19 protein-coding genes are annotated in these 23434 nt (G+C 73.3%); 9 read left to right on the plus strand and 10 right to left on the minus strand.

Annotation, left to right across the window (positions count from 1 at the left end):
* Positions 1-245 precede the first annotated feature (245 nt).
* From ABZ880_RS09010 to ABZ880_RS09025, 4 genes are all read right to left on the minus strand, one after another.
* The gene (locus ABZ880_RS09010; RefSeq protein WP_361259253.1) at positions 246-4862 is read right to left on the minus strand and encodes a hypothetical protein; all 4617 of its coding nucleotides are present in this window, start codon (positions 4860-4862) and stop codon (positions 246-248) included.
* Positions 4863-4899: 37 nt separating this feature from the next.
* Positions 4900-5790, minus strand: coding sequence for a hypothetical protein (locus ABZ880_RS09015; protein ID WP_361259256.1), 891 nt, complete (start codon positions 5788-5790; stop codon positions 4900-4902).
* A gap of 31 nt (positions 5791-5821) precedes the next feature.
* Positions 5822-7348: a hypothetical protein gene (locus ABZ880_RS09020; protein WP_361259259.1), complete on the minus strand. Its 1527-nt coding sequence runs from the start codon at positions 7346-7348 to the stop codon at positions 5822-5824.
* Between the two features lie 102 nt (positions 7349-7450).
* Entirely contained in the window at positions 7451-8146 is a 696-nt protein-coding gene (locus ABZ880_RS09025; protein WP_361259262.1) for a GntR family transcriptional regulator, read from the minus strand.
* Between the two features lie 174 nt (positions 8147-8320).
* On the opposite strand from ABZ880_RS09025, the gene ABZ880_RS09030 reads away from it, so the two are divergent.
* The 5 genes from ABZ880_RS09030 to ABZ880_RS09050 are packed head-to-tail and all read left to right on the plus strand — an operon-like array spanning position 8321 to position 12691.
* Positions 8321-9616, plus strand: a complete 1296-nt coding sequence (locus tag ABZ880_RS09030; protein WP_361259265.1) for an MFS transporter — start codon at positions 8321-8323, stop codon at positions 9614-9616.
* A complete protein-coding gene (locus ABZ880_RS09035; RefSeq protein ID WP_361259268.1) occupies positions 9613-10434 on the plus strand; it encodes a putative hydro-lyase in 822 nt (273 codons plus the stop codon). Before ABZ880_RS09030 ends, ABZ880_RS09035 begins: the two co-directional genes overlap by 4 nt.
* A gap of 18 nt (positions 10435-10452) precedes the next feature.
* Positions 10453-11211: a 5-oxoprolinase subunit PxpA gene (locus tag ABZ880_RS09040; protein WP_361259271.1), complete on the plus strand. Its 759-nt coding sequence runs from the start codon at positions 10453-10455 to the stop codon at positions 11209-11211.
* Positions 11208-11825 carry a 5-oxoprolinase subunit PxpB gene (gene pxpB / locus ABZ880_RS09045; protein WP_361259274.1) on the plus strand — a complete coding sequence of 206 codons (618 nt, stop codon included), beginning with the start codon at positions 11208-11210 and terminating at the stop codon, positions 11823-11825. The genes ABZ880_RS09040 and pxpB overlap by 4 nt, the downstream gene beginning before the upstream one ends.
* The gene (locus ABZ880_RS09050) at positions 11822-12691 is read left to right on the plus strand and encodes a biotin-dependent carboxyltransferase family protein (RefSeq protein ID WP_361259277.1); all 870 of its coding nucleotides are present in this window, start codon (positions 11822-11824) and stop codon (positions 12689-12691) included. The genes pxpB and ABZ880_RS09050 overlap by 4 nt, the downstream gene beginning before the upstream one ends.
* Positions 12692-12768: 77 nt before the next feature.
* Here ABZ880_RS09050 and ABZ880_RS09055 read toward each other — a convergent pair whose 3' ends face one another.
* From ABZ880_RS09055 to ABZ880_RS09075, 5 genes are all read right to left on the minus strand, one after another.
* Entirely contained in the window at positions 12769-13623 is an 855-nt protein-coding gene (locus ABZ880_RS09055) for an SGNH/GDSL hydrolase family protein (protein WP_361259280.1), read from the minus strand.
* The gene (locus ABZ880_RS09060) at positions 13620-14777 is read right to left on the minus strand and encodes a glycosyltransferase (RefSeq protein WP_361259283.1); all 1158 of its coding nucleotides are present in this window, start codon (positions 14775-14777) and stop codon (positions 13620-13622) included. The genes ABZ880_RS09055 and ABZ880_RS09060 overlap by 4 nt, the downstream gene beginning before the upstream one ends.
* On the minus strand, positions 14774-15910 hold the full coding sequence (locus tag ABZ880_RS09065; protein ID WP_361259286.1) for a glycosyltransferase family 1 protein: 1137 nt from the start codon (positions 15908-15910) through the stop codon (positions 14774-14776). Before ABZ880_RS09065 ends, ABZ880_RS09060 begins: the two co-directional genes overlap by 4 nt.
* 186 nt (positions 15911-16096) lie before the next feature.
* Entirely contained in the window at positions 16097-17515 is a 1419-nt protein-coding gene (locus ABZ880_RS09070; protein WP_361259289.1) for a HEAT repeat domain-containing protein, read from the minus strand.
* A 300-nt stretch (positions 17516-17815) separates the two neighbouring features.
* A complete protein-coding gene (locus ABZ880_RS09075; protein WP_361259292.1) occupies positions 17816-18208 on the minus strand; it encodes an ankyrin repeat domain-containing protein in 393 nt (130 codons plus the stop codon).
* A gap of 260 nt (positions 18209-18468) precedes the next feature.
* Here ABZ880_RS09075 and ABZ880_RS09080 point away from each other — a divergent pair, with 260 nt between their 5' ends.
* Both ABZ880_RS09080 and ABZ880_RS09085 read left to right on the plus strand, forming a co-directional pair.
* Positions 18469-18663, plus strand: coding sequence for a hypothetical protein (locus tag ABZ880_RS09080; protein WP_099934012.1), 195 nt, complete (start codon positions 18469-18471; stop codon positions 18661-18663).
* A gap of 40 nt (positions 18664-18703) precedes the next feature.
* Positions 18704-20320 (plus strand): hypothetical protein, encoded by a 1617-nt coding sequence (locus ABZ880_RS09085; RefSeq protein ID WP_361259296.1) that lies wholly within the window; start codon positions 18704-18706, stop codon positions 20318-20320.
* Positions 20321-20370: 50 nt separating this feature from the next.
* Here ABZ880_RS09085 and ABZ880_RS09090 read toward each other — a convergent pair whose 3' ends face one another.
* The gene (locus ABZ880_RS09090) at positions 20371-21870 is read right to left on the minus strand and encodes a PLP-dependent aminotransferase family protein (RefSeq protein ID WP_361259299.1); all 1500 of its coding nucleotides are present in this window, start codon (positions 21868-21870) and stop codon (positions 20371-20373) included.
* A 64-nt stretch (positions 21871-21934) separates the two neighbouring features.
* On the opposite strand from ABZ880_RS09090, the gene ABZ880_RS09095 reads away from it, so the two are divergent.
* Complete coding sequence (locus tag ABZ880_RS09095) at positions 21935-22624, plus strand: hypothetical protein (RefSeq protein WP_361259302.1); 690 nt, start codon at positions 21935-21937, stop codon at positions 22622-22624.
* Positions 22621-23388 carry a glycerophosphodiester phosphodiesterase gene (locus tag ABZ880_RS09100; protein WP_361259305.1) on the plus strand — a complete coding sequence of 256 codons (768 nt, stop codon included), beginning with the start codon at positions 22621-22623 and terminating at the stop codon, positions 23386-23388. Before ABZ880_RS09095 ends, ABZ880_RS09100 begins: the two co-directional genes overlap by 4 nt.
* Positions 23389-23434: the final 46 nt, after the last annotated feature.

Here is a 23434-nt window from a genome sequence, read left to right on the forward strand (position 1 = left end):
GGGCCCCTTGGTGGGGGGGTCCCCCCCCGTGGTTGCCCCCCCGCCCCCGGGGGGGGTGGGGGCCCCGCCCCCCCCCGCCCGGCCCCGGCCCCGCGAGCGGCGCAGGGCCCGACGTCAGGCGAGGGCCACCGAGCGGGCCCAGGAGCGGATACGCCGGCAGGGCGGAACCGGCCGGTTGTCGCACTCCTGAGTGCCGGCGCCCCAAGGGGGCGCCGGACTGCGACAGTTGCGGCGCTGCGGGCGGGCTACGGAGTGCTGGGCGCCGGGCGCTTGAACATCCGAGTTGCAGTGATCTCGCTGTGCCCGGCCTCCGCGACAGCGGCCTCCCGCGGCAGACCCGGACGCAGGTGTTCCTCGACGCTGATGTACTTCAGCCCGGCCCGCAGGTCGGCGTCGTTGCGCAGCCGGATGACCAGCGGGAACTCGGCCAGTGCGGTCGTATCGAACAGGCCGGTGGTGTACAGGAGTTGGACGCCGAGCGCGTCGGACACGGCGCGCTGCAGCTCCAGCAGGTAGGTGGCGTTGGCGCGGCCGATGGGGTTGTCGAGGAACAGCGTGCCGGCGTGCCGGTGCTTGTCGCGGCCGCGGTCGTTCGAGCGCAGCGCGGCCATCGTGCAGTACAGGGCGATGGCGGCGGTGAGCAGCTGGCCACCGGAGAACACGTCGCCCATCTGTCCGACGGGCACGCGCTCGGCGCGCAGCACGGCGTCCGGCTTGAGGATCTCGACGGCGACGCCCTTGGGCTGCAGTGCCGCGCCCACGCCCCGCAGCAGCAGGGACATGCCGTCACGTCGCAGGTCGGAGTTCTTCTTCACGGCCGCCCTGGTGGCCTCGTCGATGACCTCGCCGAGCCGCTCGGTGAGCGTGGCCTGGTCGGGCTCGTCGAAGCGGATGCGCAGGAACTCCTGCCCGGACCACTCGCCGAGCCCCTCGGGCAGCCGGGACAGCCGCTGGGCGGACCGCAGGGTCGCCAGCGCCGACTCCACCAGTCCGCGCAGCCGGTCCACGATGGAGTCCCTGTTCCGCTCCAGCTGTGCCAACTCATCAGTGAGAACGCGGAGTCGGGGCGCGAACGCGTCGGCCCACTTCTGTGCGTGCTCGGGCAGGGCGGAGGCGGGCAGTTCGCGGATCTGCTGACGTGCGGGGGTGCGGACCTGCTCGTAGCGCGTGGAGTTGGCGTGCCGTACGAGCACGTCGCTCGCCTCGCGCACGGCGGCCTCGGCGGCGGACAGGTCGGCGGCGCAGCCGCGCAGTGACCGGCGGGCCTCCGCGGCGGACTGCCGGGCCTCCTCAAGGCTGCCGGGGTACGGCTCCGGCTCCTCCGGCTCCTCCTCCATGGCGTGTTCGCGCAGCAGGTCGCGCAGCATCGCGGCGATCTCGTCGAAGCCACCGGCCGCGTCCTCGGCCGCGCGGTGGGCGTCGAGGAGCTCGGCGTGCGCCTCCCGGGCCTGGTTCAACGCCTCGGTGCGGGAGGCCAGTTCGGCCGTCGCGGTGCGCAGCAGCGCCTGGGCGTGCTCGGCGTCGCGCGGTTCGAGTTCCTCGGGCAGTTCGGTGTGCGCCTCGCCGTCATCGGGGGCGTGTCGCTCGGCCTCGCCGCGCAACCGCCCGAGTTGCTCACTCGCGGTCGACATCCGGGTCTCCAGGAGCTGCACCAGCTCCTCGGCCCGGGCGGCGGCCGCCTGCCGGGACGGCCCGTCGGAGCCGTCCGGCGACTGCAGCAGCTGCTCCGCACGGGTGCGGACCTTGTTGCTGAGCCGGTCCAGCTCGGCGCGGGCGGCGCTCTCGTCGCTCTCCGCTCGGGCCTGCTCGGCGCGCAGGTCGGCGCCGACACCGACCTTCTCGTACACCTGGGAGGCAGCGCGGTAGGCCTCGCGGAGGGCGGGCAGCGACGACTTCGAAGCCGTCGTGTCGTCCTCCGGTACGTCGTCGGGGGCGCCCGCGATCTCCGCGCGTTCGGCGCGCAGCGCCCGGGCGGTGCGCCGGGCGTCGTCGGCGGCGCGCTGGGCGGCGCGCCGGTCCTCGTCTGCGGCGCGGGCGCGCTCCAGACAGGCCTGGGCGCGGGCCTCCGACTCGGCGCCCTCGTCGGCCAGTTCGCGCAGTTTGACCTGCCAGCCGGCCCGCTCGCGCAGCCGGAAGGCGAGCCCGGCGAGGGCGTCGGCCGCGCGCCGGGCCTTCTGCGCCGCTTCCTGTCGCTCCTCGCGCACCTGCGACGCCTCGGCGGCGGCCTCGTCGGCCTCGGCCCGCACCGCACGCGCCTCGGCCAGCTCGGCCTCCGACTCCTCGGCGAAGGCCTGGCTGTCGTGGGCGGCCTGGGCGAGCTCGACGAGCCGCCCCGCGGGGCAGCCGGTGCGCCAGGAGGCGAGGCGCGCCGCGAGCTCCCGGTCCTTGCCGAGGCGTGCGGCGAGCGTCCGGATCTCCTCGTCGCGCTCGGTCGCCCGCGCGCGCAGCGCCTGGCGTTCCTCGTCGGCGGCGTGCTCGTCGTGCATGGCGGGGTTGGGCGGCACGAGGAAGACGTTGCCGTCGCCCGGGTCGTCGGCAGGAGTGGGTGCGAGCAGGGCGGCGGCCGTCCCGACGGCCACGGCGGACCGCGGCAGGAGGGCGGCGTCGCTGAGCGCGTCGCGGGCCCGCGCGTGCGTCTCGGGGTCGGTGATGATCACGCCGTCGACCAGCTCCGGGCGGGCGGCCAGCACGCGCGCGTGGTCGGCCGGGTCGACGGCCTGGGCGAGGTAGCGCCAGCCGGGCAGCGCCGGGATGCCGTGCTCGCCCAGGAACTCCACGGTGGCCAGCACGTCCGGGCCGGGGGGCAGCAGTCCGCCGTCACCGAGCGCGCCGAGGATCCGGGCGTCGTCGGCCGCATCCGTGCGCAGTTCGAAGAGCTGCCGCTCGGCGGAGGAGACGCAGTCGTCGAGGAGCTCGCGCAGTTCGTCGGCGAAGCGGTCGAGTTCCTCCGGAGTGAGGGCGGCTTGGTCGGTGCCTTCCTCGTGCCGGGGGTGCGGCACCGCGGGCCGGGTGTCACTGCCGGAGACGCTCAGCAGTTCCGCCAGCCGCTCCTCCCCCGCCAGCGCCTCGGCGATGCGGTGCTCGGCCTCGTAGGACCGCTGGGTCGCCGTCGCCGCGTCCGCCGCGCGGGCCGCCGTCAGCTCCGCGCGGGCCTCCGTCGAGGCAGCCTCGCGCGCGTGCTCCGTGGCCTTGCGCGAGGCCTCGCGCGCCGTGTCCCAGGCGGCGACCGCCGTCTTCTCGGCGTCGCTGGCCGCGAGGGCGGCGCGGGCCGGGTCGGCGTCGGGCGCGCTGTCGTCGAGCCAGCCGGCCCGTACCGCCTCGGCGGTCTCCTGCTCGACCTCGGTGAGGCGCTGCCGCAGATGGCCGACCTCGCTGCGGGCCCGCTGCGCCTCCGTGGCGGCGGCGGTCGAGTCCCGGTAGGCGGCCTCGCCGACCTCCTGGAGCGCTGCGGACCGCTCCTCCTCCTCGTTGGCGAGGGCCTCCGCACTCCCCGCGGCCGCGTGCAGCGCCCGTACGAGATCCACGGCGGCCTTGGCCCGGGCGGCGAGCGCGGGAGCCGCGTCCCGTTCGGCCACCTGGATCGCGGCGGCCACGCGCGCGACGCGGTCGGCGGCGGCGCGGTGGCGCAGTACGGCCTCGGCCGCCTGCCAGGCGGAGTGCAGGGTGCGCGCGTCCGCGAGTTCGCGCTTCTGGGCTGCTGCGGACTTCTCGGTCACGGCGAGCGCCAACGAGGCGTTCCGGTAGGCGAGTTCGGCCGCGATCAGTGCACTGCGCTCACGTCCGGCCTCGGAGTGGGTGACCGCGTAGGCGGCCGCGGTGACACGCTGGGCGAGGTCGGCGGCCCGTACCCGCTCCTGCACGCCCCGTGCGGACAGCCGGCGGGCCAGCGTGCGGGTACGGCGCTCGGCGCCGGCGTGGATGTCACGCGCACGCGCGCGTGCCTCGGCGGCCTCGACGATGCGCCCGAGCAGGTCCACCGACCCGGCGGTGAAGTCCCGTTCGGCGATGAGCTCGGCCCGGCGCCCCAGCTTGTTGCCGAAGCCGCTGACCAGGTCCGCGAGCCCGTCGGTGTCCCGGGTGTCGGTCACGGCGCGCAGCAGCAGGTCGGTGAAGTCGGAGTCCTTCTTGACCGCGAAGAGGCCGGCGGCCTCGCCCTCGTCGGCGTTCATCTCCCGCTGGTAGCGGAAGAGTTCGGGGTCGAGGCCGAGGTCGCCGAGGTGCTCGATCCAGCGGTCGTGGATCTCCTCCCAGTGCACCTCCAGGTGCGGATAGGCCTTGCCCGCCTCGGTGATGGCGTCCCGGAAACCCTTCATGGTGCGACGGCGGCCCTGCGCGCCGGACTGGCCCTCGACGGGCGGCCGTACGGAAGTGGCCTCGGCGACGGGCAAGTTGTCGAGGGACAGCCCCGGCCCGGGCCGGAAGGAGTACCAGGCCTCGGCGAACTTCCGCGGGTCGTTGGAGACTTGACGCCCCCGCCACTCGCTGACCTTGCCGACCACGACGCATTCGCCGGTCAGCGTGTGCTGCCACTCCAGGGCGACGTGCCCGCAGTCGTCCGCGAGCAGGAACTTGCGCAGCACGCCGGAGCTGGCGCCGCCGAGGGTGTTGCGGTGGCCCGGCAGCATCACCGAGAAGATGAGCTTCAGCAGAACCGACTTGCCGCCGCCGTTCTCCAGGAAGAGCACGCCGGCGGGCGCGGGGCGGCGCGGCGGGCCGACGGGCTCCTCCTCGAAGAACTCCGCCTGGGTGGGCGCGGGGTCGGGCACGGGCTCGCCGACACCCCGCAGGTCAAGCACGGTGTCGGCGTAGCGTGCACCGGCGGGACCGATGGAGTAGAGGCGGACCCGGGACAGCTCGTACATGGCGGACTCTCGTAAGTCTTCGACAGGTCGGGGAAGTTCAGGGGCGGGACGGCGAGTGGAACGGCAACCCGGCGTCGGCGGCCAGCTCCAGGTCGTCGGTGTCCTCGGCGGGCACCAGCGTCGGCGTCCCGTCGGTCATCGGGACGACGCCGAGCTCCAGCAGTTCGGCCATCGCGGCGCTGCCCGCCATGTCCCGCACCTGGAGCTGGTAGCGGGCCGTCGTCCGGTAAGTGCCGCCGTTGTCGTCGCCGGTGCGCTGCAGGAACCCGGAGTCGGTGAGGAACACGGCGGCCTTGCCGACGATGCCCGTCGTCGAACCGGCGAGTCTGCGCGCGTCCTTGGTGGCACCGGTCGCGCTGCGTCTGGCCCAGATCCGCCAGGCGGCCTCCAGGCCGGGTGCCTCGGTGGCCGGGTCGGTGTTGTCGCCGTGCGCCTCGGCGCGCTCCTCCAGGCGTCGGCAGGCCTGCCGTACGAAGGCGTCGACGCCGTTGACCGTCACGCGCCCGATGTAGCCGTCGTCGGCCAGGTCCTCGGGGCGCGGGAACGCCATGGCGGCGACGGCGAGATGGGCCAGTCCGTGCAGGAACCGGTCGCCGCCGTCGGCGGACGTACGACGCGCGTAGTCGCCCATGCGGACGGCGAACACGGAGTCCTCGGCGGCCGTCACGGCCATCCCCGCGCGCGGGGACACCTCCAGCACGACCAGCCCGAGCCCGGCGGCCACGGCGTCCGCGAGTCGCGCAAACGGCGGGTCCTCGCGGTAGCGGCGCAGCAGTTCCGCGTACTCCTGGTCGCGCGCGGGCTGCAGCTTGGGCTGCAGCCCGAACGCGACGAGCCGCGCCGCGTCGGCGGCGTCGGCGGGCGTGACGGCGGCGGTGACGGGCGCGGCTGCGGTCTCCGGCTCACTCCACTCGACGTGCTCGGTCACGGCTTGGGCTCCTTGTCGCGCTGCTGCCTGCTCATGCTGCTTCCGTCCGATCCGCTGCCATCCCCGCCGCATCCAGCAGCGCGGTCCCCACGATCAGGTCGGCCCCGCCGAACTCCGGGTCGTCCAGCTCCGTCCCGTCGTCCACGGCGAACAGCAGCTTCTCCTCGCCCTGGCGGTAGGCGGTTCCGACGGCCGGACTTGCGGCGTGGACCGCCAACAGGGCCACCAGGTAAGGCAGATCGGGGTCCTGACGCCGAGCCTCCGCCAACAGGCCCGACAACCGCCGCGGCGCATCGGCCGGCAGATCGAGCAACTCCGTCGCCGCCGCCAACTGCTCCTCGCTGAACCGGCTGTCGTCCGGCGTCGCGATCAGATCCGGCTCCGGCATCTCCGCGCCCAGGTGCTCCCGCTCCACGGGCGGCGTCAGCAGGACGTCGACCAGGTCGCTCACCCGCACCGACACCGGCGTACGCAACCCGGTCCCGCGCGCGAAGAAGGCGTCCGTGACGCGGACGGCCTGCTCCAGTGGCAGCGGCAGCACAGGGGCGACCAGATGCCCGTACAGGTCTATCCCCGACGACGCCATGGGCGTGGCGAAGGCCTGCCGGTCCTGCTCGGCGCGGAACAGCGGCCCGGCCTCCAGCAGCCGGGACTGCAACTGCGTGTGCCTGCGGATGCAGTCCTTGACGATGTCCACCAGCTCGGCGGCGCGCCGCTTGTGCTCGGCGTCCTCGGTCTCGTCGCGCGCCTTGCGGATGTTGGTGAGGATCGCGTTCTCGTGGCGGTAGCGGTCGGCCACGTGGTCCAGCGCCTCGGCGATCATGTCGGGCACGGAGTTGAGCCAGTCCACCGCCCGGACGTTGCGCCGGGTCGCGTCCAGGGCTCTGCGCAGGGTCTCCGAGTACTGCACGGTGCGGTAGCGGGCCTGCTCGGCCGCGAGCTGGGCGTCGGCGAGGCGGCCCCGGTTGATCAGGACCTCCAGCTTGACCTCGGCGGCGATCTGCGCGCTGGTGACGTCCGTGTCCAGCGCGCCGACCAGGACGTTGACCGCCTCGTCCGTCGTACGGAGGTAGACGGTGCCGCCGGGGCCCGGCACCTCCTCGATCAGCTTGAAGTCGTAGTCACGGCGAACGTAGCTGCCGTCGGTCGTGAACGTGCCGTACACGGCCCGGAAGCCGCGGTCGACGCTGCCGACGTTGATCAGGTTCTCCAGCACCCAGCGGGCCACGCGCTCGTGCTCGGAGACGGGCCGCTGCGGGGCCTGGGCGGCGATGCGCGGGATGAGCCGGGCGACTATCTGGTCGTGGTCGGCGCCCGTGTCGAAGTCCATGTTCAGGGTGACCAGGTCGATGGCCGAGAGGGCCACCTCCGCCATGCCGTAGACCGAGTACTCGCCCGCGAGGTTGGCCTTGCGGGCATCGAGGTCGTGCAGCGGCGCCGTGCAGGCGAGCGCGCGCAGGCGCCGCGCCAGCCCCTCGTCGGCGGCCGGGCCCGGTGCGGGGCGCGGCCCCGCGCTGAGCTGGGGCGGAACACGGTCCGTCGATGCAGGCGAAGTCACGGTGCACAGACTAGGTCCTCGGTCTGACAACGACCCAAACGACGGAGATGGGCACAGGCGTCACAGTTGTCACACCGATGGAGCCGGCACTCCTCCGTCCCGCTACCCGTCCTCGCCGACCCGCCGCCGGTACACCTCGACGACCCGCTCCAGCGAGTCCTCGAGGTAGACCTCGAGCAGCTTCTCGGCCTCGGTCCGGTCGCCCGCCTCCAGCGCCTGCAGGATCTGCCGGTTGCGGGCGAGGTACGGCTCGTGCAGGCGGCGTGGGTCGTCCACGACGTGGAAGGCCAGGCGGAGTTCGGCGAAGACGCTGCGCATCAGTTCGTCGGTGCGGGCGCTGCCGGCGAGGGCCACCAGTTCCCGGTGGAAGTGGATGTTGGCGGTACCCACTGCTTTCCAGTCACCTTCGTGCGCGGCCCGCTGCCCCTCCTCGACGACCCCGGCGAGCGCGTCCAGGCCGTACGGCGGCTCGCCGAGGCCCCGTACGACGGCGCACTCGACGAGGCCGCGGGTGCGGTAGATGTCCTCGACGTCCTCGACGGTCAGGACCCGGACGAACACGCCCCGGTTCAGCTCGTGGACGAGCAGACGTTCGTGCGTGAGCAGCCGGAACGCCTCGCGCAGCGTGTTGCGGGAGACCCCGAGAGCACCGCCGATGCTGTCCTCCGACAGCCGCGTGCCGGGTGGGAAGAAGCCCTCGGCGATCCGGCCCCTGAGGATGTCCGAGACGCGTTCCGCGGTGCTGGTGCGCCCCAGGAGAGCACGGTCGTCGGCCAGTCCTGTCAGCTGCTCTGCCATGCCCGGAATTCAATCGCAGATACAAGAACACATCAACATGGGTATTGAAGGATCGTTCAACGATCCTCTACCTTGCTACGCACGGCACCGCCTCACTCACCGCGGTGCCGTACCGCTCCCGCACGGCACGGCTCACTTCTCAAGCACCCTCCGTCCTCCCTCTGCGAGGTGCCCATGAGCACGACCCCTCAGCCGCAGGCCCTGACCGCCGACCCACGAACAGGTGAACTCACCGACCACGACGGCGCGTTGGGCTGGCTGCGCGCCCTCGGCCCGCGTGGCCGCCGCGCCTTCGCCGGCGCGTTCGGCGGCTATGCCCTGGACTCGTACGACTACTTCACACTGCCCCTGAGCATGGTCGCGCTGGCCGCGTACTTCGGCCTGGACAGCGGCCAGACCGGCCTCTTCACGACCGTCACGCTCGTGGTCTCCGCGATCGGCGGCGCCCTGGCGGGAGTTGTGGCGGACCGGTTCGGCCGCGTCAGGGCGCTGATGATCACGGTGATCACCTACGCGGTCTTCACCGTGGCCTGCGGCTTCGCGCCCAACTACGAGACCCTGCTGGTCTTCCGGGCCCTCCAGGGCCTCGGTTTCGGCGGCGAGTGGGCGGTCGGCGCGATCCTGGTCGCCGAGTACGCGAGCGCCAAGCACCGGGGCCGTACCCTCGGCGCGATCCAGAGTTCGTGGGCGGTGGGCTGGGCCCTGGCCGCGATCGTCTACACCCTGGTCTTCTCCTTCGCCGGCGACGACCTGGCCTGGCGCATCATGTTCTGGACCGGCGCGCTGCCGGCCCTGCTGGTGGTCTGGATGCGACGCCGGGTGCAGGACGCACCGGAGGCGGCCGCCGTACGCGAACAGAGCACGCAGAAGGGCTCGTTCACGGCGATCTTCAAGCCCGGCCTGCTGCGTACGACGATCTTCGCCGGACTGCTGTCCACCGGCGTCCAGGGCGGCTACTACACGCTCGCCACCTGGGTGCCGACGTACCTGAAGACCGAGCGCGGCCTGTCGGTCGTCGGCACCGGCGCCTACCTGACGTTCCTGATCTCCGGCGCCTTCCTCGGCTATCTCACCGGCGGCTATCTCACCGACCGGCTCGGCCGCAAGCGCAACATCTGGCTGTTCGCCCTGCTGTCGGCGGCATGCATCCTGGCGTACGCGAACATCCCGAGCGGCGCCAACACCCTGCTCCTGGTGCTCGGTTTCCCGCTGGGCTTCTGCATGTCGGCGATCTTCAGCGGCTTCGGCTCCTTCCTGAGCGAGCTGTACCCGACGGCCGTGCGGGGCACGGGCCAGGGCTTCACCTACAACACCGGGCGCGCCGTGGGCGCCGTCTTCCCCACGACGGTCGGCTTCCTGGCCGACAGCTGGGGCGTGGGCGGAGCGCTGGTGTTCGGCGCGATCGGCTACGGCATCGCGGCCCTGGCGCTGCTGGGGCTGCCGGAGACGCGCGGGAAGGAACTCGCGTGAACCGTACGGAGGACCGCCCCCTGACCGTCGTCGACGAGCACGCGCACGCGTGGAGCCCGAAAACCGCCCGGGCCCGCTTCCGGGACGGGCTCGCCGGGCCCACCGCCGGGGTCGCGGCCGGCCACACCCAGGTCAACCTGATCTCGGTGCCCGCCGACTGGGCGTACGACATGCTGCTGTTCTGCCAGCGCAACCCCAAGCCCTGTCCGGTGCTCGACGTCACGGACGCCGGCTCCGTCACGACGGTCCTCGCCGACGGCGCGGACCTGCGCACCGACCTGCCGCGCTACCGGGTGTGGCAGGACGGCGAGTTGGTGGACGAACCGACGGACGTACGCGCGCACTGGCGCGAGGACCTGGTGTCGTTCCTGATCGGCTGCAGCTTCACCTTCGAGTGGGCGCTGGCCGGGGCGGGCGTCCCGATCCGCCACGTCGAGCAGGGCCGCAACGTCCCGATGTACGTGACCAGCCGTCAGTGCCGCCCCGCGGGGCGGCTGCACGGTCCGATGGTGGTGTCCATGCGGCCGGTGCCACCGGAGCACCTGGCGGCGGCGATCCGGGAGAGCAGCCTGCTCCCGGCGGTGCACGGCAGCCCCGTACACTGCGGCGATCCCGCGGGGCTCGGCATCGAGGACCTCGGCCGTCCCGACTTCGGCGATCCGGTGGACGCCGAGCCGGACGACATCCCGGTGTTCTGGGCCTGCGGAGTGACCCCGCAGGCCGCGGTGATGGCCTCGCTCCCGCCGTTCGCCATCACGCACGCACCGGGGCAGATGTTCCTGACCGACGCCCGCGACGAGCAGTACCGCGTGGCCTGAGAGGAAAACGAAGGATCCATGACCTCGATCGATCTGAACGCCGACCTCGGCGAGGGCTTCGGCCGCTGGCGGCTGACCGACGACGAGCGGCTGCTGTCCGTCGTCACCAGCGCCAACGTGGCCTGCGGCTTCCACGCCGGGGACGCGGCCACGATGCGGCGGGTGTGCGAGCTCGCGGCCGAGCGCGGCGTCCGGATCGGCGCCCAGGTCTCCTACCGGGACCTGGCGGGGTTCGGGCGGCGCGCGATGGACGTGCCGCCCACCGAGCTCGCCGCCGAAGTGGCGTACCAGATCGGCGCGTTGGAGGTCTTCGCGCGCGCGGCGGGCACACGCGTGTCGTACGTCAAGCCGCACGGCGCGCTCTACAACCGTGTGGTGCACGACGAGGAGCAGGCCGGCGCGGTCGTGGACGGTGTGCGGCTCGCCGACGCCACGCTGCCCGTGCTCGGTCTGCCCGGCTCACGGCTGCTGGAGTACGCCGAGAAGGCCGGACTCCAGCCCGTCACCGAGGCGTTCGCGGACCGCGCGTACACGCCGGAGGGCACACTCGTGCCGCGTGGCCACGACGGTGCCGTGGTCACCGACCCGGAGGCGGTAGTGGAGCGCTCGGTGGGCCTGGCCCGCGACGGAGTGGTCGACTCGCACTCCGGGGAGCGAGTCGAGGTACGCGCGCGTTCCCTGTGCCTGCACGGGGACACACCGGGTGCCGTCGAACTGGCCCGGCTGGTGCGGGAACGCCTGCAGCAGTCCGGGGTCCGGGTGGAGGCCTTCGCATGAGGGCGTTGCCCGTCGGCGACGGTGCCCTGCTCATCGAGGTGTCCTCCGGCGAGGAGGCGCAGGCGCTGCACGCGGAGCTGCTGCGCCGCCGCGCGGAGGGCGAGCTGTCGGTCCGCGAGATCGTCCCCGCGGCCCGCACCGTCCTCCTCGACGGCCTCGCCGACCCGGCCCGCCTGGCCGGCGAACTGACCGCCTCCGAGGTACCGCCCGCCCCTCCACGCGCGCGTGACGTGATCGAGATCCCGGTGCACTACGACGGCCCGGACCTGGCGGACGTCGCCGCGCACTGGGGCGTGACCGAAAGCGAGGCGGCGGGCATCCATGCGGACACCGAATTCGGCGTCGCCTTCTGCGGGTTCGCCCCCGGCTTCGGCTACCTCACCGGCCTGCCGTCCCGCTACGACGTCCCGCGCCGGGCCACCCCGCGCACGGCCGTCCCGGCGGGCTCGGTTGCGCTGGCGGGGCCGTACACGGGCGTGTATCCGCGCTCGTCGCCGGGCGGCTGGCAGCTGATCGGGCGCACGGACGCCGTGCTGTGGGACCACGCACGCGTGCCGGCCGCGCTGCTGTCGCCCGGCACGCGCGTGCGCTTCGTCCCGGTGGGTCTCTCATGACGGACCGGGCGCTCGTCGTCGTACGGTCCGGAGCGCTGACCACCGTGCAGGACCGCGGACGCCCCGGGCACGCGCACCTGGGCGTGCCCCGCTCCGGCGCGCTGGACGGCCCCGCGGCGGCCCTCGTCAACCGGCTGGTCGGCAACCCGCCCGAGGCGGCCGTCCTGGAGACCACGGTCAACGGCTGTGCCGTACGGCCGCGTTCAGCCGTCACGGTGGCCGTGGGGGGCGCCCCCTGCGCGGTCACGGTGGACGGCCGGCCGGTCGCCTGGGGAGCGTCGGTGCATGTGCCCGCCGGTGCGCTCCTGGAGGTCGGAACGGTCGTCTCGGGAGTACGCAGCTACGTGGCCGTCTCCGGCGGGGTCGCCGTCGACCCGGTGTTGGGCAGCCGCTCCACGGACCTTCTGTCCGGCCTCGGCCCTCCCCCGCTGACGGACGGCACGGTGCTGCCCCTGGGCACGCCGGAAAGCCTCCGCGCGAGCGTGGACGTCGCCCCGCAGCCGGCGCCACCGGCCGAGCTGGTCCTTCGGGTGACACTCGGACCGCGCGACGACTGGTTCACGCCGGAGGCCTTGCGCGCCTTCACCACGCGCGCGTACCGGGTGTCACCCGCGAGCAACCGCATCGGCCTGCGCACGGAGGGACCCTCCCTGGAAAGGGCCCTGCCCGGTGAACTCCCCAGCGAAGGCATGGTGCTTGGCGCCGTCCAGGTCCCCCCGGACGGCAAACCAGTGGTCTTTCTCGCCGACCACCCGACCACCGGGGGCTACCCGGTGATCGCGGTCGTCCGCGCACAGGACCTCCCGGCCGCCGCCCAGGCGGCACCGGGCACGCCGGTCCGCTTTCTCGAGGTACGCAGGCCCTGACGCCCCTTGAAGGGGCGCGGGGAACTGCGCGATCAACCACGGCGCACCGACAGCGACCGAACAGCCCTCACCACCCCCTACGCCACGTCCGCCTGCTCACCCACCGACAACGCCGCCAGCGCAGCAGAAACCGCCGCCGACGCCCGCAGATCCAGCCGCGCGCTGGTGCCCCGCGCGCGGTGCCGCATCTCGTCGGCGGCGAGCGTCAGGAGCTGCGGCAGCAGATCGGTGCAGCGCCTGGCCACCCAGCCGGTGCCCGCGGTTGCCAGCCACAACAGGCTTGCCGAGTTGGTGGGCACGGGGAACTCGGGCTCCGGCGAGGGCGCGGTGCCCCTCGCGAGGCCCGCTTCCGCCAGCAGCGCGTGGAAGCGCACCGCAAGCTGCCGGTGGCCCCGCTCGCCGGGGTGCAGCCGGTCCGCGCTCCACATCGCACGGTCCATGATCCAGCCGCCCTCGGCCGCGTGCAGATGGACGGCCCCGTACCGGTCGGAGAGCGCGTGGACCACCCGGTTGACCGCCCGCTGCCGCCGGGCCAGCGGGCGGGCCAGCGCCCCCGGCAGTCCGAGCATCGCGCCGGGGTCGGGCAGACACGCCGTGAGCAGGACCGCGCCCTGCTCGGTGAAGGCGGCGTACACCTTGTCGAGCCGTTCGGCCACGGCGTGGATGTCGAAGGTGCAGCGCAGGGTGTCGTTCACGCCGATGACGACGGAGACGGCGTCCGGCCGCAGGGCGAGCGCGGCCGGCGTCTGCAGCTCCAGTACCTCCCGGGTCTGCGCCCCGCTGACGGCGAGGTTGGTGAACTCCACGGACTCCTCGGGCCCGGCGATCCCGTCGGCGAGCAGCGCGGCCCAGCCGCGCCACCCGTCGCCGACGGGATCGCCCACGCCCTGGGTGAGCGAGTCGCCGAGCGCCACGAAACGCACCGATCTCATGCGACGCCCCCGGGCACGAAACGACGCACCGGTACCGTCGCGTCGTGCGCGGCGAGGAACGCCTCGACGGCCGTGCTCCATCCGAAGCACTCCGCACGCGCGCGTGCCGCCTCGCGCCGCTGCTGCTCGGGGAGTGCGAGCAGCAGGTCGACGGCGTCCGCGAAGGCGTCCCCGTGGTCCGCCGCGACGGCCCCGGCGGACCCGATCACCTCCGGCAGGGCGGACGAGGTGCTCACCACCACGGGCGTCGCGCAGGCCATCGCCTCCAGCGCGGCGAGCCCGAACGTCTCGGCGGGCCCGGGGGCCAGGCACACGTCGGCGGAGGCCTGGAGCGCACCGAGCGCGCCGCGGTCGGCGACGTGCCCGAGGAAGGTGACCGGCAACCGGCGCTCGCGCGCCCGCTGCTCCAGCCGCGGGCGCAGCGGCCCGTCCCCGGCCACCACCAGCACCGCCCGCCTGCCGCGCCGCAGCAGCGCCTCCAGGGCGTCCAGCGCCGTGCCGGGCCGCTTCTCCACGGACAGCCGGGTGCACGTCACGAGCAGCGCCTCGTCCACGCGCGCGTACCGGGCACGCACCCCGGGGTCGTGCAGCGCGGGGTGCCGCTCCACGAGGTCGACACCGAGCGGAGCCCGTACGACATTGCGGGCGCCGATCCGGACGAACTCCCGCTCGGCGAACTCGGTGGTGCACACCACGCGCGCGTACGTGTGCGCCGTACGGACGTTGAGGGCGTCGGAGGCGCGACGGGCCATGCCCTCGGACAGACCCCAGGTGCGCAGGACGCCGTCGGCGGTCTCGTGGGAGACCATCACGGCGGGTACGCGGGCCCGCCGTGCCCACTTGCCGGTCCAGCGCAGGGTCGTGCGGTCGGAGACCTCCAGGCGGTCGGGCGCCAGCTCCTCCAGGAGCCGGGACACGCGCCGCTTGTCGGTGAGCACGCGATACCCGCCCGTGCCGGGCAGCAGCGGCCCGGGCAGGGTGATGACGCGCCCCTGCTCGGTCTCGCGGTCGTCCACACGCTCGCCCGGCACGATCAGCACCGGGTCGTGTCCGGCCGCCTTGTAGCCCTTGCCGAGCTCGCGCAGTGCGGTGCGCAGGCCGCCGGACGCGGGCGCGACGAAGTTGGCCAGCCGCACGATCCGCAGCGAGGTCATGCCGCCACCGCCGTCTTCTTGCGCGCGGCGAGCACGTCGCCGTAGTGCCCGATCAGCTGGTCGCCGACGGCCGCCCAGGTGCGGCCCTCGACCATGGCGCGTGCGGCGGTGCCGAAGGCGGCCCGCAGCGCGGGGCCGGCGGCTAGGGAACCCACGGCGTCCCGTACGGCCTCCGCGTCCCGCGGCGGGACCAGCAGCCCGGTGCGCCCGTGGGCGACCAGGTCGAGAGGGCCTCCGGTGGCGGGCGCCACGACGGGGACGCCGCTCGCCATGGCCTCCTGCACGGTCTGGCAGAAGGTCTCGAAGGGACCGGTGTGGGCGAAGACGTCCAGCGAGGCGTAGATCCGGGCCAGGTCGTCACCGGTGCGGCGGCCGAGGAAGACCGCGCCGGGCAGCGCCTCGGCCAGGCTCGGCTGGCTCGGGCCGTCGCCCACGACCACGACCTTCACGCCCTCCAGACCGCACACTCCGGCCAGGAGTTCGATGTGCTTCTCGGGAGCGAGGCGCCCCACGTAGCCGACGATCACCTCGCCGTTCGGGGCGAGTTCGCGGCGCAGTGCCTCGGCGCGCAGGTCGGGGCGGAAACGGACGGTGTCGACGCCGCGCGGCCACAGTTTGAGGCGGGGGACGTCGTGGGCCTCCAGGTCGCGCATGGAGGCACTGGACGGCACGAGGGTGAGGTCGGCGGCGGAGTGGACGGAGCGGATGCGCCGCCAGGCGGCTGCCTCGCCGGCGCCCATGTAGGTGCGGGCGTATCCGGCCAGGTCGGTCTGGTAGACGGCCACGGCGGGGATGCCGAGCCGGGCGGCGGCGGCCATGCCGCGGACGCCGAGGACGAAGGGGCTGGCCAGGTGCACGATGTCGGCACGGTGCTCGACGATCGCCGCGGCGAGGCGCCGGCTGGGCAGCGCGACGCGGACCTGGGGGTAGCCCGGGAGCGGGAGGGAGGGGACACGGACGACGGGGCACGGCGCCGAGGCGTCGGGCCGTTTGCCGGCGGTGGGAGGCGGGGCCGGCGCGACGACGAGCGGAGAGTGACCGCGATCTACGAGGTGCCGGGCGGTCTGAAGCGCGCAGTGGGCCACGCCGTTCACGTCGGGGGGAAAGGATTCGGTCACGATGACGACACGCATACCGGTGTTCTCGCCGTGCCGGACGTGCCCGCGTCAACGTCGATCTTTGCGCACGATGAACGTCCCGTGAGCGTTCCTTCGCACACCCGAGCAGGTCAGACCGTGTCCATGACCGCCTGACCCGCGGGTCACCCCTTGTTCACCCGGCGGCCGTGACGGCGCCCGGTACACGCGTGCGTGGCTGGCTCAAACGGCTGGTCCGTCGGGTGCGATCCGACTCCGTACGGCCGTCTGCACCTCGGCTTCCTCGGCCGGATCGGCGGCGAGCCTGCGGAGCTGTTCGACGACCCGGGCGTCACCGGTCTCGGCGTGCCGGGCGGCGATCTCGCGGGTGGTCTCCTCGCAGTCCCAGAGGCACTCGACGGCGAAGCCTGCGGGGAAGGAGGGATCGGTGGCGGCGAGAGCGCGGGCGGCCCGGCCGCGGAGATGGGAGGAGGCGGTCTCGCGGTAGATATGGCGGAGCACGGGGGCGGCGCAGGCGATGCCGAGCCGGCCGGTGCCGTCGACGAGGGTCCACAGGGTCGGGGCGTCGGGCCCCTCGCCTCGTACGGCCTCGCGCAATGCGCCCAGGACCAGGTCCTTGTCCTCGACACCGCCCCGGCAGGCGAGCATGCGGCCGGCGGCGGCGCCCAGCGGATCGGGCCGATGGGCCCAGCCGCGGGCCCGGTCGACGGCGGCGATACTGCGCATCCGTTCGAATGCGTCGACGGCGGCCTCCACGACGGCCGGTGTGCCGGTGGCCACGGCGCCCTCGATCAGGCCGAGGGCATCGGGATCATTGCTGTCGGCGAGATAGCGCAGCGCGGTGCAGCGGGCTCCGTCGGTGCCGTCCTTGGCGGCCCGCACGATCTCGGGCCGGTCCTCGGGGCCGGCCACGGCCGTGAGGCAGCGGGCGGCCGGGACGTGCAGCGCGGCGCCTCGTTCGACGCCCTGTTGGGCCCACTCGAACACGGCCTGCACGCTCCACCCCGGACGGGGCCCGGATGGTCGCATCTGCCGCTGCCAGCGGTCGAAACAGCCGGCCTCCTGAGCGGCACGCACACGCGTGGCGATCGATTCGCGCGGATCCTCGGCCCACAGCCGCCACGGCCGGGGCTCGAAGGAATCACGGACGACGGTGGCCAGCTCGGCCTCGCCCTCGGCGTCGGTGGCGAAACGAGCCAGCACGGGGGCCGCGAGGGCCCGCAGGCCGGCGTCGTCGTCGCGCAGCGCCAGTTCGTCCAGCGCCCAGGCCCAGTTGGCGCCGGACGCGGCGTACCTGCGCAGCAGTTCGAGCGCATCCCGCCTGCCGTACGAGGCGAGGTGGCCGAGGACGGCCAGGGCCAGCCCCGTGCGCGACTCCTCGGTGTCGAAGACGTCCTCGACGTCGAAGAGGTGCGCCTCGATCGCGTCCAGCTCGCCGTTCAGGTCGAGGTAGAGACGGGCGTAGTACAGCGAGCGGTTCTCCACCTGCCAGTCGTGGCGGGGGTCGCGCAGCACACAGTGGTTCAGCGCCGCGAGCGCCTCGGGGCGCGGGGCGGTGAGCGCGTGCAGCGTGCCGTCGCCGCGGCCCCGCTGAAGCAGGCCGAGCAGCGTACCGCTGGGCGCTATGACCGGATCGAACATGGGAAACAGCCTCACATCAAGCGTCGACGCAACCGGGGACGTGCATTACCTGGCCGCGTGACAACACGTCGGGGCGCCCGCCGTTTCCTGCTTGCTGTAAGCCATCTTCCTCTGCCTCTCGTCATTGGCCCATGCGGACCGCATCACGGCCCGCGCGGTGCGGCAACACCTGCCCAGCCATCGCGTCCGTGAATCACGACGTCATGATGACCCGGCACTTCGACCTGCCGCGACCGAAATTTCGGCGGCCCTGTACCGCCTCCCCCGTTTTCCGTGTTTTTGCTGGTCAGAACATTCGGATCAGTGTGCTGCGAACAACTCGAGCAGTTCGGTCTTGCCGAACATCCGGGCCGTGTCGACCGCCGAGGGGGTCCCCTCGGCCGGATCCGCACCCCCCTCCAGGAGGGCCCTGATCACTTCTGTCTCACCCTTGAAGACGGCGCCGGCGAGCGGCGTCTGCCCGCGGTCGTTGACATGGCCCGCCTCGGCACCCCGCGCGAGCAGCGCACGCACCGCGTCGGCGTGCCCGTGGTACGCGGCGAGCATCACGAGCGTGTCCCCGCGGTCGTTGGTGAGGCCGGCCGGAACACCCGCGTCGACGTAGGCCACGAGCGCCTCGGTCTGCCCCTGCCGGGCCAGATCGAAGATCTTGGTCGCCAGCTCCACGACCTCGGGGTCGGGGGCTTCAGTCATCGGCCGGACCGCCTCTCCATACAACCGTTCAGGTGAATCGCAAGGGTACTGGCTCGCGCCACACATGACCCGATGCGCCCGAGGTAAAGATCAGCACAGACCCGGTCGGACGCAACAGTCCGCCTCGGGCGGCCCAGAGCACTCGACCGCCCGAGGGAAATGCACCCAAATTCACCCAGTTGCACCTTTTATAGTATGGATACATGCTGTGATCCTGGAAGTACTCATGGTGACTGTCCCCGTGAACCAGGAGAACTCAAATGATCTTGTCCATCTCAGGCGTGGTCCTTCTCGGCATCATCGTCTTCCTCTTCTTCCGCAAGGACGGCCTGAAGGCCTCGCACATGCTGGTCTCGGCCCTGTTCGGCTTCTACCTGGCGAGCACGGCCATCGCCCCGAGCATCAAGGCCGGCGGCGAGAGCCTCGCGAGCCTCCTCGGCGGCATCAAGTTCTGACGCCGCCCCTCCCGCCCGTACGCACCACCAGGAGAATGCAGTGGCCCGGCGCCCCCTCCCCCGCATCCTGAGCACAGGCAGCGCGCAGATCGCCCGGAGCCGGGAGCTGGCCCGGACGGCGGCCGACAGCGCCACCGACGTCCTCCACCCGCTGATCACAGTCACCCGTGGTCTGCGCCGACTGGCCGCGGCCGGGCGACGCAAGTGGGCCGAGACCGCCAAGGACCGGCGCGGGCCGCTGCTGTTCCTGGTGGCCTCGGTGATCCTGGTCGTCGCGCTCCTGCCGTACGGACCGCTGCTCGCCGTCATCACCCTGATGACGGCGGCAGCCTGGCACGGCCGGGACCGCAAACCCGCGGCACCCGAGGGGCCCGACGAATCCCAGACACAGCGCCTCCAGTCGTTGTACGAGGCCCTGGTCCCGTACTTCTCGGCCACCGAGGACCCCTCACCCCTCTTCGCACACGGCGGCGAGTGGGAGAAGGTCTTCCCGACGTACGAGTTCGATGCCACGGGCCGCGTCACCCACCTCGTGATCCGCTACCCGGCCTACTTCACGGACGGCGAGGCCGACTCCCGTGCCCGGGTCGAGCAGCTGCTGCACGCCAAGTCGGGCCGCGGCCGCGAGTACCACTTCGCGTGGGACGAGGAGGGCAACGAGCTCACGGTCACGGTGCTGCCCCCGCTGCCCACGGACATCGCCGCCCAGCGCTTCGTCACGGCGCCGGGCGAGACGGTCCTCGGCTTCACCGACCCCACCCAGGTCCAGCGCACACTTCCCCTCACCCACGGCGAGGAACAGCGCGACGTCCCGCCGGTCGTCTGGCGCACCGGCATCCGCTCCACCGAGCCGCACCTCCTGGTCATGGGCCAGCCGGGCAGCGGCACCTCGACACTGCTGCGCTCCGTCGTCCTGCAGGCGCTCCAGCACGGCGACGTCCTGATCGTCGAGGGCGGCAGCACCGGCGAGTACGCCTGCCTGACCGGCCGCGACGGCGTCCTGGCCGTCGAATGCGGGCTGACCGGCGCGCTGGCCAGCCTGGAGTGGGCGGCGACCGAGACGGAGCGCCGTCTGATCGCCATGAACCGCGCCCGCCAGGCCGGCCATCCGCCGCCCGAGGACACCAAGCGGCCCCTGTGGATCGTCCTGGACCGCCCGAGCTCCTTCTCCCACCTCGCGGCCGCGGACGGCCGCAAGGACCCGCAGGCCCTGCTGCAGGTACCGCTGCGGCACGGACGCGCGGCGAACGTGACCGTGGTGGTGGCCGACCAGTTCGACAGCGCGGACGCCCTGACCGATGCCGTACGGCAGCACACACGCGCGCGTGTCGTGCTCGGACCCGCGACGGACGAGCAGCTCACCACCGTCCTGGGAACGCCCCCGCACACCACGCCGGTCCCCCAGGTCCCGCCCGGCCGCGGCTACGCGCGCCTCGGCGCGGGCCCGGTCCACCGGCTCCAGGTACCGTCGACACCGGACCCGTACGACGACGCCACGAGCGAGGCCGACCGCCAGGCGGTGCTGGCCCTGCTGCCGCCGCGGACGACGCCGGCGGACGCGGAGCCGACCGAGGCCCAACCGGAAGCAGCGGAGCCGGGTCCGATGGAAAAGGCGGAGCCGGTTCCGATGGAAGCCGCGGTCGCCGAGACCTCATAGCCGCCGGTCGGCGCCGCTGAGCGAGCCCACGCCCCGGCGCCGGCCCGCGGTCACGCCACGAACGTACGCGGCGTCTCGCCGCCACCGGACGCCCCGCTCTCCACCAATCGCGCCGCCGCGGCCAGCCGCACCGCCGCCTCGTCCGCCACCGCACCCCCGACGGTGAACGGCAGCCGTACATATCCCTCGAAGGCTCCGTCGACCCCGAACCGCGGCCCCGAAGGCACCCGCACCCCGACCCGCTCCCCCGCCTCGGCGAGCCGCGAGCCCGACAGCCCTCCGGTCCGCACCCACAGCGTGAGACCGCCCCCGGGCACCTCGAACTCCCAGTCGGGCAGCTCCCGTCGCACCGCCGCGACCAGCGCGTCCCGGTTCTCCCGGGCCTGTCCGCGCCGCACATCCGCGGCCTGCTCCCAACCGCCGGTGCTGAACAGCCAGTTCACGGCGAGCTGTTCCAGCACGGGGGTGCCCAGATCGGCATACGCGCGCGCGGCGACCAGGCTGCGGATCACGTCCGGTGCCGCGCGCACCCAGCCGATGCGCATCCCGGCCCAGAAGGCCTTGCTGGCCGACCCGACGGTGATGACGGTGGATCCGGCGGGGTCGAAGGCGCAGACCGCCCGCGGCATCTCGACGGTGTCGTCGAGCCACAGCTCGCTCATCGTCTCGTCGGCGATCAGCACCGTCCCCGCCGACCGGGCCGCCTCCACGAGCTGCCGCCGCTGGTCCTCACCGGCGAGCGCGCCGGTCGGGTTGTGGAAGTCGGCGACGATGTACGCGATCCGGGGCGCCGCATCCCTCAGCACCTGCCGCCAGCGGTCCATGTCCCAGCCGCTCAACCCCTCGGCCATCGCGACGGGCACGAGCCGCGCCCCCGCCTCCCGCATCAGCTGGAGGATGTTGGCGTACGACGGCGACTCGACGGCGATGCGCTCGCCGCGGCCGGCGAAGAGGTGGCAGATCGCGTCGATCGCGCCCATGGCCCCCGTGGTCACCATGATCTGCTCGGGCATCGTCGGGATCCCGCGCGCGGTGTACCGGTCGGCGATCATCGAGCGCAGCGCGGGCAGCCCGGCCGGATAGTCGCCGTGCGTGTGGGCGTACGGCGGCAGTTCCTCCAGGGCGCCCTGGACGGCGCGGGTCAGCCACGGCTCGGGCGCGGGAAGCGCAGCGCAGCCCAGGTCGATCATCGAGCCCAGGGCCTCGGGCGGCAGGGGCTCCAGCCCGCGCGCGGGAAGCGGGTTTCCGGCCGGTACGGCCGTCCAGCTGCCGGCGCCGCGCCGGGACTCCAGGAAGCCCTCGGTGCGCAGCGCCTCGTAGGCCGCCGCGACCGTCGTACGGCTGACGGACAGGGACAGGGCCAGCTCGCGTTCGGCGGGCAGCCGGGCGGCCACCGGGACGCGGCCCTCCAGCACCAGCAGGCGAATGCCGTCGGCCAGCGCGCGGTAGGCGGGCGGACGGCGGGTGCCCGGGCCCGCCGGGCGGTCCTGCTGGGAGTTGAGCAGCCGGGCGAGTTGTGCGGCACCCATCGCCGAGGTCCACTGGGCCATGAAAATCAGTCCACCTTCCGCGAATTGGCCATGGATGATGCTTCCACCCACGCCCCAGGGTGTCATGCACCAGGCCACTACAACCACTGGGGGGTATCCCTTGGCCACGAAAGACCGTCTCGGGCGGCGGTTGATCCAGCTCTACATCGGGCTCGCGCTGTACGGCGCGAGTTCCGCACTCCTCGTGGAGGCGGGCCTGGGTCTCGAGCCCTGGAACGTGCTGCATCAGGGCCTGGCCGAGCTCACCGGCCTGACGATCGGCGTCGTGTCGATCATCGTGGGCGCGGCGGTGCTGCTCCTGTGGATCCCGCTGCGCCAGCGCCCGGGCCTCGGCACGGTCTCCAACGTCTTCGTGGTCGGCATCGCCATGGACGGCACGCTCGCCCTGGTCCCCGAGGTGCACTTGCCGGCCGTACGCATCCCGCTCCTCCTGGCCGGCATCGTGCTCAACGGCGTGGCCACCGGCCTCTACATCGCCGCCCGCTTCGGGCCGGGCCCGCGCGACGGCCTGATGACCGGACTGCACCGCCGTACCGGCCGCTCGATCCGGCTGATGCGGACGGCGGTCGAAGTGGCGGTCGTGGCGACCGGTTTCGCCCTGGGCGGCACCGTCGGCATCGGCACGGTCCTGTACGCGGTGTCGATCGGCCCGCTCGCCCAGCTCTTCCTCCGGGTGTTCGACGTCCCCTCGGCATCCGACGGCAGCACGGTCGTTGCCGAAGGGCAACCCCGGCGCGCAATACTGCGACGGTGACCACAGCGATACGCCACCCCTATCTCGACCACCCCGGCCCGATCGCCTTCGCTCACCGGGGCGGGGCCGCGGACGGTCTGGAGAACACCGTGCTGCAGTTCCGGCGGGCGGTGGAGGCGGGCTACCGCTACATCGAGACCGATGTGCACACCACGGCGGACGGCAAGTTGGTCGCCTTCCACGACTCGACCCTGGACCGCGTGACGGACGGCGCCGGGCGCATAGCGGACCTGCCGTGGAAGGACGTCAGCCACGCGCGCGTGGCGGGCAAGGAGCCGGTGCCGCTGTTCGAGGAACTCCTCGAGACCTTCCCCGAGGTGCGCTGGAACGTCGACCTCAAGGCGGAGTCCTCGCTCCACCCCTTCCTGGACCTGATCGAGCGCACGCGCGCGTGGGACCGGATCTGTGCCGGCTCGTTCTCCGAGGCGCGTGTGGTCCGCGCCCAGCGGCTGGCCGGACCTCGCCTGGCGACGTCGTACGGCACCCGCGGTGTGCTCAACCTGCGGCTGCGCTCCTGGGGCGTGCCGGCCACGCTGCGCCGGTCCGCGGTCGCCGCGCAGGTGCCCGAGTCCCAGTCCGGCATCCAGGTCGTCGACCACCGCTTCGTCCGCGCCGCCCACGCGCGCGGTCTGCATGTGCACGTGTGGACCATCAACGAACCCGATCGCATGCACCGGCTCCTGGACCTGGGAGTCGATGGCATCATGACCGATCACATCGACACGTTGCGCAAGGTCATGGAAGAACGCGGCGTCTGGGCCTGAGCGCCCGACGGCCCCTCCCCGAGCCTTCGCACGGCACTTCAGCGGG

Source organism: Streptomyces sp. NPDC047043 (genome assembly GCF_040644055.1).
Taxonomy (GTDB): domain Bacteria; phylum Actinomycetota; class Actinomycetes; order Streptomycetales; family Streptomycetaceae; genus Streptomyces.